Annotated in this window: 13 protein-coding genes and 1 riboswitch; of the genes, 4 read left to right on the forward strand and 9 right to left on the reverse strand. The window is 63.3% G+C overall.

The window, feature by feature from the left end; translation table 11 throughout:
- Positions 1–15 precede the first annotated feature (15 nt).
- The 7 genes from rlmM to hemA form a co-directional block, all read right to left on the reverse strand.
- Positions 16–1116 carry a 23S rRNA (cytidine(2498)-2'-O)-methyltransferase RlmM gene (gene rlmM / locus ABD847_RS06770; RefSeq protein WP_345011286.1) on the reverse strand — a complete coding sequence of 367 codons (1101 nt, stop codon included), beginning with the start codon at positions 1114–1116 and terminating at the stop codon, positions 16–18.
- Positions 1113–2081: a transcriptional regulator GcvA gene (locus tag ABD847_RS06775; RefSeq protein WP_345011288.1), complete on the reverse strand. Its 969-nt coding sequence runs from the start codon at positions 2079–2081 to the stop codon at positions 1113–1115. The genes rlmM and ABD847_RS06775 overlap by 4 nt, the downstream gene beginning before the upstream one ends.
- A 543-nt stretch (positions 2082–2624) precedes the next feature.
- Entirely contained in the window at positions 2625–3479 is an 855-nt protein-coding gene (gene kdsA / locus ABD847_RS06780; protein WP_345011290.1) for a 3-deoxy-8-phosphooctulonate synthase, read from the reverse strand.
- A 13-nt stretch (positions 3480–3492) separates the two neighbouring features.
- Positions 3493–4293 carry a SirB1 family protein gene (locus tag ABD847_RS06785; protein WP_345011292.1) on the reverse strand — a complete coding sequence of 267 codons (801 nt, stop codon included), beginning with the start codon at positions 4291–4293 and terminating at the stop codon, positions 3493–3495.
- Complete coding sequence (gene prmC, locus ABD847_RS06790; RefSeq protein WP_345011295.1) at positions 4284–5150, reverse strand: peptide chain release factor N(5)-glutamine methyltransferase; 867 nt, start codon at positions 5148–5150, stop codon at positions 4284–4286. Before prmC ends, ABD847_RS06785 begins: the two co-directional genes overlap by 10 nt.
- Entirely contained in the window at positions 5150–6238 is a 1089-nt protein-coding gene (gene prfA / locus ABD847_RS06795; protein WP_345011297.1) for a peptide chain release factor 1, read from the reverse strand. The genes prmC and prfA overlap by 1 nt, the downstream gene beginning before the upstream one ends.
- A 45-nt stretch (positions 6239–6283) precedes the next feature.
- Complete coding sequence (gene hemA, locus ABD847_RS06800; RefSeq protein ID WP_345011299.1) at positions 6284–7540, reverse strand: glutamyl-tRNA reductase; 1257 nt, start codon at positions 7538–7540, stop codon at positions 6284–6286.
- A 118-nt stretch (positions 7541–7658) separates the two neighbouring features.
- Between hemA and lolB the strand changes: the two genes are divergently transcribed.
- The 4 genes from lolB to ABD847_RS06820 all read left to right on the forward strand — a co-directional run bounded on the left by lolB (position 7659) and on the right by ABD847_RS06820 (position 10689).
- Complete coding sequence (gene lolB, locus ABD847_RS06805) at positions 7659–8252, forward strand: lipoprotein insertase outer membrane protein LolB (RefSeq protein WP_345011301.1); 594 nt, start codon at positions 7659–7661, stop codon at positions 8250–8252.
- Positions 8234–9100 (forward strand): 4-(cytidine 5'-diphospho)-2-C-methyl-D-erythritol kinase, encoded by an 867-nt coding sequence (gene ispE / locus ABD847_RS06810; protein ID WP_345011303.1) that lies wholly within the window; start codon positions 8234–8236, stop codon positions 9098–9100. The genes lolB and ispE overlap by 19 nt, the downstream gene beginning before the upstream one ends.
- Positions 9101–9184: 84 nt before the next feature.
- Complete coding sequence (locus ABD847_RS06815; protein ID WP_345011305.1) at positions 9185–10132, forward strand: ribose-phosphate pyrophosphokinase; 948 nt, start codon at positions 9185–9187, stop codon at positions 10130–10132.
- A gap of 128 nt (positions 10133–10260) precedes the next feature.
- On the forward strand, positions 10261–10689 hold the full coding sequence (locus tag ABD847_RS06820) for an META domain-containing protein (protein WP_345011307.1): 429 nt from the start codon (positions 10261–10263) through the stop codon (positions 10687–10689).
- 60 nt (positions 10690–10749) lie between these two features.
- On the opposite strand, the gene ribB is transcribed toward ABD847_RS06820, so the two are convergent.
- Together ribB and serA are read right to left on the reverse strand one after the other, a co-directional pair.
- Positions 10750–11403, reverse strand: coding sequence for a 3,4-dihydroxy-2-butanone-4-phosphate synthase (ribB, locus tag ABD847_RS06825; RefSeq protein ID WP_345011309.1), 654 nt, complete (start codon positions 11401–11403; stop codon positions 10750–10752).
- Positions 11404–11487: 84 nt separating this feature from the next.
- A riboswitch (FMN riboswitch) is annotated at positions 11488–11646 on the reverse strand.
- Positions 11647–11781: 135 nt separating this feature from the next.
- On the reverse strand, positions 11782–13014 hold the full coding sequence (gene serA, locus ABD847_RS06830; RefSeq protein ID WP_345011311.1) for a phosphoglycerate dehydrogenase: 1233 nt from the start codon (positions 13012–13014) through the stop codon (positions 11782–11784).
- Positions 13015–13136: the final 122 nt, after the last annotated feature.

Consider the following 13136-nt stretch of genomic DNA (forward strand, 5'->3'; position numbering starts at 1 on the left):
CCGGCGCCATCCGCCTTACTGGATGGCACCGGATTTGCGCCGCACCAGCTGCTGCATGTTGTAGACATGAAGGGTGATCTCTTCCCGGTCGTGATACAGCTGCTTGGCCTGGATGACGAAGTGCTCGTCGATCTCGGCCAGCCAGGTCTTCAGCATGTCCAGGTTGTGCTCCACCTCGGCATAGCGCTTCTTCATCGGCAACTTGAGGTTGAAGATGGCCTCTTGGCACAGGCCGTCGCGGAACCAGCTGGCGATGAGGTGGGTCACCCGCGCCGGCTTCTCCACCATGTCACACACCAGCCAATAGGTGTTCTTCTTGGTGGGCCGATAACGGAAACCATCTTCCTTGATATGTTTGACCTGGCCGGTCTCCATCAGGGACTCGGCCATGGGGCCGTTGTCCACCGAGGTCACCATCATGTCCCGTTTCACCAGCTGATAGGTCCAGCCCCCCGGGCTGGCCCCCAGATCCACGGCATTGAGGCCGGAGCGCAGGCGGATCTCCCACTCGTCGGCCGGCACGAAGACATGCAGCGCCTCTTCGAGCTTGAGGGTGGAGCGGCTGGGCGCATCCCCGGGGAAGCGCAGCCGCGGTATTCCCATATGAAAGGGGGAGTTGTTGGTGGTGTAGGAGTAACCCACCATCAGGTGATTGTTGGCCAGGAAGAAGAGGTGCAGCACGGGGCGGCGATGGGTCTCCTCCTGGGTCAACTTTCCGGCGCCCCGCAGGGCCTGGCGCAGCGGCACGCTGAATTTGCGGCAGAAGGTGGTCAGCTCCTTGGCCTCGTTGGTATCGGCCGTCTCCACCCGCAGCTCACCGCATTGGGGATAGTTCGCCACCGCCGCCAGTATGGGGCTGATGCGGTCGCTGGGATCCAGCTCCGCCAGCTCATGGGTCATCACCAGCATCTGGCGGGCAAACACCAGCTCACGAAATGGCAGGCGACGAGCCAGCTTGTCGGCATCCTCCTCGCCATAGCACTCGAACAGCACATAGCCGCTGTTCTCCACCACGCGGGAAAACCCGAAACAGTCCAGGGCCACCGCCTTGTCCTGGATCTCGGCCGCCATCTCCTTCTCGAAGCCCGGCCGGCAATACAACATCAGATGATTCATTCAACTCTCCCGGATGCCGCATCGGCCGCATCCTCATCAACAGTGGCGCCCACCGGCTGTCCCGGCAAACGTTCCCGCTCCTCCTGCACCACCAGCTCCAGCATCCAGGCACGGAAGGCGGCGATCTTGCCCAGATCCGCCTGGTTTTCCTGGCAGACCAGGTAATAGGCATTCTTGCTCACCAGCACCTGCTCAAACGGACAGACCAGTCGCCCCGCCGCCAACTCGGGCTGAGCCAGCACGCTGTGCCCCAGGGCGACCCCCTGGCCATGCACCGCCGCCTGGATCACCATGGTGGAGTGACTGAAGATGGGTCCCTGATTCACGTTGGGCACCTCCACCCCCACCTGGCGGAACCAGGCGTTCCAGTCGCGCCGGGAGCTGTCGTGCAGCAGGGTATGCCAGGCCAGATCCGCCGGGCTACGCAGCGGCCTGGGCCCCTGCAGCAGCCGTGGCGAGCAGACCGGCACCAGGTATTCGGTGTGCAGCTTGTCGCAGCGTAGGCCGGGCCAGTTGCCCCGGCCGTAATAGATAGCCACATCCACGTCTTCGGACAGGGAGCCTTCGTCCATGTCCACCGCCTTGATCCGCACGTCTATGTCCGGATGCCGCTCGCTGAACTGCATCAGCCGCGGCACCAGCCACTGGATGGCGAAACTTGGCTGCAGGGTCACAGTCAGCGCCCCCTTGGCACTGCGGGCCACCAGCTTCTGGGTCGCCTCGGCGATGGCAGCGAAGATGTCCTTGATATCCAGGAAGTAGCCCTGGCCCTCTTCGGTCAGCAGCAAGGAGCGATTGCGACGCCGAAACAACTTGATACCGAGAAACTCCTCCAGCGCCTTGATCTGGTGGCTGATGGCCGCCTGGGTGACAAACAGCTCCTCTGCCGCCCGGGTAAAGCTCAGATGGCGGGCGGCCGCTTCGAACGCCTTGAGGGCATTGAGGGGAGGAAGTCGTCTGGACATGGCTCTCGTGGATAAGATTTTCTAATGGCGCGGATTATAGGGGCAGTCGCGGCGGCTCACCACTAAATTCGCCAAGACGCGACCGGCCCGTCAACTGCGGACCAGAATAAGACCCAAACCAGTCCCTAATCACCACCTGAAAACGCATTCAAATAAAAAATCAAGTCAGGATGGAAAATATTTGTTGATCTGCGTCACACATCAGACCTAGCATTTACGTGACGCAAGTCACAAACACAGCAATAGAGGAGAAACACCATGTTTAACATCTATCTGAACCTGAACAATCGAGTAAAGGAACGCGGTCAAAAGGAAACCACTGGTGAGCGCTATACCCCGGCCACCCGCCAGTACTATTTCCGCTACGAAGTCCGCTGATCCCCTGCCTTTCTGGCTGTGGGATAGCACTTCTACGGCTTGCCAGGGAGATCCCCTCCCGCCTTTACTCTCCAAACCGGCCTGGTGATACCAGGATGCAAAAAAGCCCCGGTCTCGGGGCTTTTCTTTACCTGCCTGAAGCGGGCAGCCTGTGGCAACAGATTCTTAGCAGCGGGTGTCCAGCGGTTCAAACCCTTTCACCAGGCTGTCGATGGCCTGCATCTGGGCCAAGAAGGGCTCCAGCTTATCCAGCGGCAGGGCGCTGGGACCGTCGCAACGCGCACCATCCGGGTCCGGATGGGATTCGATAAACAGACCCGCCAGCCCCACCGCCATGCCGGCGCGGGCCAGCTCGGCCACCTGCTCGCGGCGGCCACCGGAGGCCGCCCCCAGGGGATCGCGGCACTGCAGGGCATGGGTCACATCGAAGATCACCGGTGAGCCGCCACTGGCCTGCTTCATCACGCCAAAGCCCAGCATGTCCACCACCAGGTTGTCATAGCCAAAGTTCACCCCGCGCTCGCACAGGATCACCCGCTCGTTACCACACTCGGCAAACTTCTCGACTATGTTCTTCACCTGACCCGGGCTGAGGAACTGGGGCTTCTTCACGTTGATCACGTTGCCGGTACGGGCCAGAGCCTCGACCAGATCCGTCTGGCGGGCCAGGAAGGCCGGCAGCTGCAGCACATCCACCACCTCGGACACCGGCTTGGCCTGGTGCGGCTCGTGCACGTCCGTGATGAGAGCAACCTGGAAGGTGCGCTTGATCTCCTCGAAGATCTTCAGCCCCTCCTCCAGCCCAGGCCCCCGATAGGAGTGCACGGAGGAGCGATTGGCCTTGTCCCAGCTGGCCTTGAACACCAGAGGGATGCCCAGCTTGCTGGTAACTTCCACATAGCGCTCGCAGATGCGCAGGGCCAGATCCCGCGACTCCAGCACGTTCATGCCGCCAAACAGCACGAAGGGCTGATCGTTGGCTACCTTGATCCCATTGTCGAGGGTGACGACCTTTTGCATCCTGGATGCCTCCTTAATGAATAACCTGCGGCAGCTCTGCCAACCGCGATACCTGCCCCTTGAGCAAGTCTGCCAGCGGATCCGCCGGGCAGTGCTTGATGAAGTGGCGAAAATCTTCCGCTGCCTGATGCGGACAGTCCAGTTGTTCGTAGATAAAACCGCGATCCCGCCGTTCATAGGGATCGTCCGGGTCCAGCGTCAGCAGCAGCTGACAGCTGCGCAACGCCTCGGCATGAGCCTGTTGCGCCAGGGCGGCGGACTTGCTGACGTTGATGAGCCGCTGCAGTATCTCCCGCTGGCTGGCTGGCTTGAGGTGCTTGGCCTCAAGCCTAGCCAGATCCCCCAGGGCGCCCCGTAGACGCAGCTGCAATTCGGCCCGGCTCAAGGACCGCCCTTCGAAGGGGTCGAAATAGACGGGCCGCTCGCCGTCGAGTCGCAGCAGGAAGTTACCCGGAAAGCAGATCCCCGCCACCGAGAGTCCAAGCCGACGTCCCAGATGGATCAGCAGTATCCCCAGGGTCACGGGTATGCCCTGCCGCCGCAGCAAGACCCGATCCAGCAGGCTGTGATCCAGGGTGTAGAAGGCCCGCCAATCGCCGCCAAAGCCCAGCTCGCCGTAGAAGCGGCTCACCAGGGCCTCCCAACGCAGGGCACCGGGCAGCATCAGCAAGGGCGGCAGCAGCTCGGCCCGCAAGGCCGCCAGGGCCTGCATGGCCGCCGGCAGCCGCCCCAACTGGCCGATATCTTCGGCGGCCAGCAAGGCCAGCTGCGCCAGATCCTCGCTCTCCAGATCCAGCTGTTCGGTCAGATACATGGCACCTCCCGTAGGAGATCGTCGGTGGCCGGCCATTGGCCCAGGCTGACCCGCTCCTGGTCGCCATAGTCCCGACAGGTTTCAACCTGCACGAAGCCCCGCGCGCTGAGCAGTTGCCGCACCGCCATGCCCTGCTGCCAACCGTGCTCCAGCAAGAGCCAGCCGCCGGGCAGCAGGTGATCCGGCGCAAGCTGGATGATGTGGCGCAGATCCGCCAGTCCCTGTTCCTGTGCCACCAGGGCGCTGGCGGGTTCAAAGCGCACGTCGCCCTGGGCCAGGTGGGGATCCGCCCCATCGATATAGGGGGGGTTGCTGGCAATCAGGGCAAAGCGCTGGCCGGCCAGCGGGCCAAACCAGCTACCCTGGCGCAATTCCAGCGGCAGGTTCAGCGCCGCACTGTTGCGACGGGCCAACGTCAGCGCCGCCTCACTGAACTCCACCGCCCACACGGGGCGAGCAGGGCGCTCGGACTTGATGGCCAGGGCGATGGCACCTGTGCCGGTCCCCAGATCCAGCACAGGCTCGGTGCCGTCAACCGGCAGGCGCGCCAGGGCCTGCTCCACCAACACCTCGGTATCCGGACGCGGGATCAAGGTGCTGGCGTCCACCATCAGGGGCAACGACCAGAACTCCCGCCGGCCCAGCAGATGGGCCACCGGCTCGCCCGCCACCCGCCGCGCCGCCAATGCCTGCAGCCGCGCCCACTGTGCGGCATCGAGCTCGCGCTCCGGCCAGGTGAACAGATAGGTTCGACTGCAGTCCAACACGGCACACAGCAGGCAATCGGCATCCAGCGCCGCCGACTCACTGTGCACCAGCTGATCCATGAGCCAGGCCCGGGCGGCGTCGATGCGCATCAATAGCCTTCCGACAGATTGGCCAGCTGATCCGCCTGGTATTCCTGGATGAGGGGCTGCAGCAGGCAGTCCAGATCCCCTTCCATCACCTCGGCCAGGCGATACAGGGTCAGGTTGATGCGGTGATCGCTCACCCGGCCCTGGGGGTAGTTGTAGGTGCGGATCCGGTCGGAGCGATCACCTGAGCTCAAAATGCTCTGGCGGACATCCGCCTCGGCGGCCCGCCGCTTGTCTTCTTCCAGCTGCTCCAGACGGGCGGCCAGCACCGCCATGGCCTTGGCGCGGTTCTTGTGCTGGGAGCGCTCATCCTGACACTCCACCACCAGGCCGGTGGGCAGGTGGGTGATACGGATGGCCGAGTCGGTCTTGTTGATGTGCTGTCCGCCGGCACCGGAGGCGCGGAAGGTGTCGATGCGCAGATCCGCCGGGTTGATGTCCGGCATCTGCGCCTCGGGGATCTCCGGCATCACCATGACGGTACAGGCGGAGGTGTGGATGCGGCCCTGGGATTCGGTTTCCGGCACCCGCTGCACTCTGTGGCCACCGGACTCGAACTTCATGCGGCCATAGACCTTGTCGCCTTCGAGCCGGGCGATGACTTCCTTGAAGCCGCCGTGCTCCCCCTCGTTGGCACTCACCAGCTCCAGCCGCCAGCCGCAACGCTCGGCATAACGGGAGTAGAGGCGGAACATGTCGCCGGCGAAGATGGCCGCCTCGTCGCCACCGGCCCCGGCGCGGATTTCCAGGAAGCAGTTGCTGTCATCCTTGGGATCCTTGGGCAGCAGCAGGATCTGCAGCTGCTGGGCCAGCTGTTCCAGCTGTTCCTTGGCCGGCGCCAGCTCTTCCTGGGCCATGGCCTTCATCTCGGCGTCGTCACCATTGAGCATCTCCTCAATGGCATCCAGATCGGCCTGGGCCTGCTGATAGGCGCGAAAACCCAGCACCACCTCTTCGAGCTGGGCATACTCCCGGGTCAGGTTGCGAAACCGCTCCTGATCGCTCACCACATCGGGTTCGCCCAGCAGGGCCTGCACTTCTTCGTAACGCTCCATCAAGCCTTCCAGCTTGCGGATCACGGATGCTTTCATCGTCTCTTGGTCTCGATAGGGTCGGGTCGTACCCGAAAAATGGGGCTAATGGGACTCCAGTCCCAGGGCCTGGCTCAACAGGGCCAGCGCCTCGCTATCCTGCCGCTGGGCCGCCTCGCGCAAGGCCGCGGTAGGATGGTGTTGCAACTTGTGGGTGAGGCGATGAGCCAGGCCAGAGAGCACCTCGGCCGGCGCCTCCCCCTGAGCCAGGGCCTGCAGCGCCCGGGCCAGCTCCTGCTGCTGCCAGCGTTCGCCCTGATCGCGAAAGCGGCGGATCAGCACCTGGGAGTCCAGGCCGGCGAACCAGGCCATGAAATCATCCCGCGCCTCCCCGATCAGAAGCTCTGCCTGACGGGCGGCCTGCAGACGGGAACTCTGATTCTCTTCGATGATGGACTGCAGATCGTCCACCGCATACAGGTAGGCATCCGCCAGCTCGGCCACCTCGGGTTCCACATCCCGGGGCACCGCCAGATCGATGAGCAGCATGGGTCGGTGGCGCCGCTGCTTGAGGGCTCGCTCGACGAGGCCCTTGCCCAGAATGGGCAGCGGGCTGGCGGTGGAGCTGATCACCAGATCCACCTGGGGCAGCACCTCGGGGATCTCGTTCAAGGTGATCACATCGGCCCCCCACTCCCCGGCCACCGCCTGGGCCCGGGCCAGGGTGCGGTTGGCCACCGTCAGCCCAGTGGCCCCCTGGGCCACCAGGTGCTTGCCCACCAGCTCAATGGTCTCACCGGCGCCGATGAGCAGCACCCTGAGCTTGGCCAGATCGGCGAAGATCTGCCGGGCCAGACTCACCGCCACATAGGCCACCGACACGCCGTGGGCGCCGATGCCGGTTTCGGTGCGCACCCGCTTGGCCACGCTGAAGGTGCGATCCAGCAGCCGACCCAGCAGCGCCCGGATGGCACCTTGCTCCCGGGCCGAGGCCAGGGCCTGCTTGAGCTGCCCCAGGATCTGCGGCTCCCCCAGCACCAGCGAGTCTAGGCCACAGGCCACCCGCATCAGGTGGCGCACCGCCTCCCCATCCAGGTGCTGGTAGAGCGCCGGTTCCAGCTCGGCGGCGTTGACCTTCTGGTATTCTCCCAGCCAGCGCCGCACCCCCTCCGCCGCCCCGGCCTGCACGCAGCAGTACAATTCGGTGCGGTTGCAGGTGGACAGAATGGCCGCCTCGGCCACCCCCGGCTGGGCCAACAGGGCCGGCAGGGCGTCGCTGAGCATCTCGGGGCCAAAGGTCAGCCGCTCCCGCAACGAGAGGGAGGCCGAGGTGTGATTGACGCCGAGCACAAGCAATTGCATGAAAAGAGGGAGTTTACCGCGCAAATAACCGTTGAGCGGCCATTCTACCGAAAAAGCGGCAGGGTTTGAAAGCCGAGGGCCTGGGCCTATACTGTCCGCCTCTTGTCCTGGAGGTGCCGTGTCCATCTTTCGCTACGTTCTGCTGGCCCTGAGCCTGCTGCTGACCGCCTGTCAGCAACCCGTCCCCCACTACAGCGCCCAGCAATGGGAGGCCCAACGTCCACGGGTGGAAGCCCTGACCCAGTGGAGCCTCAACGGCAAGCTGGCCATCGTCACCGCCAAGAAGAAGGGCTCGTTGCGCCTGTTCTGGCAGCAAAACGGTGACGACTACCGCCTGAACCTCTCTACCGTGCTGGGCACCCGGGTGCTGGAGCTGAGCCGTCAGGGCAACCGCATCCTGCTGACCGACGAGGACGGCAAGGAGCATGTCTCCAACGATCCGGCGCTGCTCATCTACCGCCTCACCGGTTGGCTGCTGCCCATCGACGAACTGCCCACCTGGATCAAGGGGCTGCCGGGCGCCGCCCAGTATGGCCTGAGCCAGGATGGCCAGCTGGCCTGGGTGCAGGACAACCAGTGGCAGCTGACCTACCAGGAGTTCGCCAGCCAGACCTCGGGCCAGGGGGAGCTGCGGCTGCCGACGCGCCTGGATCTCAAGGGGCCGGACACCCGCTTGAAGCTCATGATCAACCAATGGAACCTGCAACCATGACGCTGCCGACCCGCTGGCCGGCACCGGCCAAGCTCAACCTCTTCCTGCACATCAACGGCCGCCGGGCCGATGGCTACCATGAGCTGCAGACCCTGTTCATCTTTCTCGATCATGGCGACTGGCTGAGCTTTGCCGTGGACGAGTCCGATGCCATCCGCCTCGAGCCGGCCCTGCCCGGCGTGCCCTTGGAGCAGAACCTCATCTACCGGGCGGCGGCCCTGCTCAAGGCCAGCCAGTCCCGCCCCCTGGGGGTCACCATCACCTTGGACAAGCGACTGCCCATGGGCGGCGGCATCGGCGGCGGCAGCTCGGATGCCGCCACGACCCTGGTGGCGCTCAATCGGTTGTGGGATCTCAAGCTGGATGACGAGACGCTGGCCGAGCTGGGCCGCCAGCTGGGGGCCGACGTACCTGTGTTTGTGCGAGGTCACGCCGCCTTTGCCGAAGGGGTGGGCGAAAAGCTGCAGCCGGTGACGGTACCGCAGAAGTGGTACCTGGTGCTGGTGCCGCCGGTGCATGTCTCCACCGCCGCCATCTTCACGGATCCGGAACTGCCGCGGGACACCCCCAAATACAGCTGGGCGACACTGCAGGAAATGGACTGGAAAAACGATTGCCAGGAGCTGGTTAAAAAGCGCCACCCCGAGGTTGCCAATGCGCTGAGCTGGTTGCTAGAATACGCGCCGTCAAGAATGACGGGGACCGGCGCTTGCGTTTTTGCGGAGTTTGAAACGGAATCGGCGGCCCGGAAAGTCTTGGCAAATGCGCCGAATTGGCTACAGGGGTTTGTAGCACAAGGGGTAAACCTATCACCCCTTCGCTCCGGTTTGCAACCCGTTTGTGCTTGACGCATGTCAAGTTTCCGCCCCCCCTTGTGGTCTTGGATGGCCCCCGCCTGACCCCCCACAGGACGCAACCCAGAGGTTAATACCGTGCCTGACATGAAGCTGTTTACCGGTAACGCCACACCGGAACTGGCCCAGAAAATCGCAGATCGTCTCTTTAGCAAGCTCGGCAGCGCCGCTGTCGGCCGCTTCAGCGACGGCGAAATCAGCGTACAGATCAACGAGAATGTACGCGGCGGCGACATCTTTATCATCCAATCCACCTGTGCTCCCACCAATGACAACCTGATGGAACTGATTGTCATGGTGGATGCTATGCGTCGCGCCTCTGCAGGCCGGATCACCGCTGTGATCCCCTACTTCGGTTATGCCCGTCAGGACCGTCGTGTCCGCTCCGCCCGGGTGCCCATCACCGCCAAGGTAGTGGCCGACTTCCTGTCCAGCGTCGGGGTTGACCGTGTGCTGACCGTGGATCTGCACGCCGAACAAATTCAGGGCTTCTTCGACGTACCGGTGGACAACGTGTTTGGCAGCCCAGTGCTGATCGAAGACATGAAGGCCCGTGAGCTGCACGATCCCGTGGTGGTCTCGCCGGACATCGGTGGTGTGGTGCGCGCCCGTGCCATCGCCAAGCTGCTGGACGATACCGACATCGCCATCATCGACAAGCGTCGTCCCCGCGCCAACGTCTCCCAGGTCATGCACCTGATCGGTGACGTCAAGGACCGCGACTGCATCATTGTCGACGACATGATCGACACCGGTGGTACCCTGTGCAAGGCCGCCGAAGCCCTCAAGGAGCGCGGTGCCCGTCGGGTGTTTGCCTATGCCACCCACCCTGTGTTCTCCGGCAATGCCGCCCAGAACATTGCCGACTCCGTGATCGACGAGGTGATCATCACCGACTCCATCCCGCTGTCCGATGCCATCAAGGCCGTGGGCAAGGTGAAGCAGCTGACCCTGGCCCCCATGCTGGCCGAGGCCATCCGCCGCATCAGCAACGAAGAATCCATCTCCGCCATGTTCCATCAATAAGCCGGCGTGAACGATGAGAAGAAGGGCTCCGAAAGGAGCTCTTTTTTTATCTTTTTTTTCTGCGGGGTCTGCTGTCCCACCGGGATTTGAGGCACACTAGCGCGGATTTTTTCTATCGGAGAGTCAACGTGCGTCTTGTCCTGCTGTCCCTGCTGCTGGTGCTGGCCGGCTGTCAGGCTCCTGCCTCCAACCAGGCATCCCAGCCCAAGGTCCCCACCTTCTACAATCACTGGGAGCTGTTTGCCATCGACGCCGTCAAGGTGCCCAGGCTCAAGCCCGCCCAGCGGCTCGACGTGGATCGCAACTACATGGTCAGCGGCATGGCCGGCTGCAACCGGGTGTTTGGCCAGGGCAAGTTCGAAGCCGGCGTGCTGACCTTCGAGAACCTGAGCACCACCATGAAGATCTGCCCTGCCGAGCTTGACCGCTATGAGCAGAGCATCACTGAGGTGCTGAGCAACGATCCCAAGGTCACCATGTACCGGGGCGATCTGGTGCTGCGGGCCAACCACAGGGTACTGCAATACCGTCTGGTGAAAGAGACCTCGTCACAATAAGCCAGTAACGCAAGAGGCCACCTGTCGGTGGCCTCTTGGTTTACAGCGGTCGGGACAACGTCAGCTGGCCTCGGCCAGCTGTGCCGTCAAATAGCTCACCAGATCCTCGATGGACAGCACCAGCATGCCGTGCTCCTGAGCAAAGGCGACCGCCTCGGGCAGCCGGCCCATGGTGCCGTCGGCCAGGGTCAGCTCGCAGATCACCCCCGCCGGCCGCAGCCCCGCCAGCCGGGCCAGCTCCACCGCCGCCTCGGTATGGCCGCGACGCTGCAATATGCCGCCGGGTACCGCCCGCAGCGGAAACACATGGCCGGGGCGGGAGAGATCCTCGGGCTTGGCATTCGGCGCTATGGCGGTCTTGATGGTGGTCACGCGGTCCTGGGCCGACACCCCTGTGGTGACCCCCTCCTTGGCTTCGATGGAGACGGTGTAGGCGGTCTGGTTACGGCTGCCGTTGTGGCTGACCATCTGCGGCAATTCCAGGGCACGACAGGTGTCATCCGGCAGGCAGAGGCAGACGATGCCGCTGCCCTCGCGGATCATCATGGCCATCTGGGGCACCGTCAGGTGCTCGGCGGCGAAGATGAAGTCGGCTTCGTTCTCCCGATCCTCATCGTCCACCACCAGCACCCCATCACCGCGCCGCAGGGCGGCCAGGGCTAAACGTACCCGGGTATGGGCATCACCAAATTGACTAAGCAGAGACTGACTCATGGTAAGGATCCTCAAAAAAGTTACCAGAATCAGGGCATGAGAGAAGGCACGGCCAAGGCCGAGTGGCAGCACAGCGGCTGCGGCAAGAATTCTCTTTCATCCGGACTATGACCGTCGGCTCTGGAGTCTCACCAGATCTGCTGACCCAGCCTGGGGCTGGCGCTCGCGGGCTTACCCGGTTCGGCCAATGGCCTGGTCGGGATCACCGCCGGTGGGGAATTGCACCCCGCCCTGAGAATGTGCGTCAAACGCCGGCTCAGTCTACGCCCGGTGGGCCTGGCCGCAAAGGGCGGGAAACACTTGGTTACTGAATCGCTGGATCTTTGCGCAAAATGAAAAGGGCAGCTTTCGCTGCCCTCGGGTGACCTGCCGGCTGGCTTAGTAAAGCAGACGGGCACGGATGGTGCCGTCGATCTGCTTGAGCATCTCCAGCGCCTTGTCGCTCTGGTCGGTCTCCACATCCAGCACCACATAGCCGATTTCGGCGGTGGTCTGCAGATACTGGGCGGCGATGTTGATGTTGGCCTCGGAGAAGGCATGGTTGATCTGTCTGAGCACGCCCGGCTGGTTGCGGTGGATGTGCAGCAGACGGGTGGCCTGACGGTGCTCCGGCAGCGACACTTCCGGGAAGTTCACCGCGGTCAGGGTGGAGCCGTTGTCAGAGTACTTGGTCAGCTTGTTGGCCACCTCGATCCCGATGTTTTCCTGAGCTTCCAGGGTGGAGGCCCCGATGTGCGGCGTCAGGATGACGTTATCCAGCCCCTGCAACGGGGAGACAAAGGGATCGGCATTGGTGGCCGGCTCTTCCGGGAACACGTCGATGGCCGCGCCGCCGATATGGCCGCTCTTCAGGGCCTCGGTCAGGGCGTCGATGTCCACCACAGTGCCGCGGGCGGCGTTGATCAGGATGGCACCGGGCTTCATCATGGCCAGCTGCTCGGCGCGGATCATGTTGCGGGTATCCAGGGTGTCCGGTACGTGCAGGCTCACCACATCGGCCATGGCCAGCAGATCGTTTAAGGTCGGCACCTGCACGGCATTACCCAGGGAGAGCTTGTTCTCGATGTCGTAGTAGTAGACCCGCATCCCCAGGCTCTCGGCGATGATGCCCAGCTGGGTACCGATGTGGCCATAGCCGATGATGCCCAGCTTCTTGCCGCGCACTTCCACCGCCCGGCCCACGCTCTTGTCCCAGATGCCCTTGTGGGCCTTGGCGCTCTTGGTGGGCACGCCGCGCAGCAGCACCATGATTTCGCCGGTCACCAGCTCCGCCACGCTACGGGTGTTGGAGAAGGGGGCGTTGAATACCGGGATACCGCGCTTCTCGCAGGCATCCAGATCCACCTGGTTGGTACCGATGCAGAAGCAGCCGATGGCCACCAGCTTGTCGGCGGCCGCCAGCACGGTTTCGGTGATGAAGGTGCGGGAGCGGATACCCAGAAAATGCACGTCCTTGATCTTCTCGACGAGTTCCGCCTCATCCAGGGAGCCCTTGAGGTATTCCACGTTCTTGTAACCGGCGGCAGCGAACTGCTCCACGCTCACCGGGTGTACCCCTTCAAGCAGCAGGATCTTGATCTTGTCTTTGGACAGGGACAGCGGATGACTCATGACGACTCCTTATCGTGATAACCGTGATAATCGTGATCTGGGTGGACGGGCCTGGGCCCATGCGATGACGGCATACTAGGGGCATCCCATCAAGATGAAAAACGGATAATATGCATATCCCT

The sequence above is a fragment of the Pseudaeromonas paramecii genome (assembly GCF_039540575.1).
Lineage (GTDB): Bacteria > Pseudomonadota > Gammaproteobacteria > Enterobacterales > Aeromonadaceae > Pseudaeromonas > Pseudaeromonas paramecii.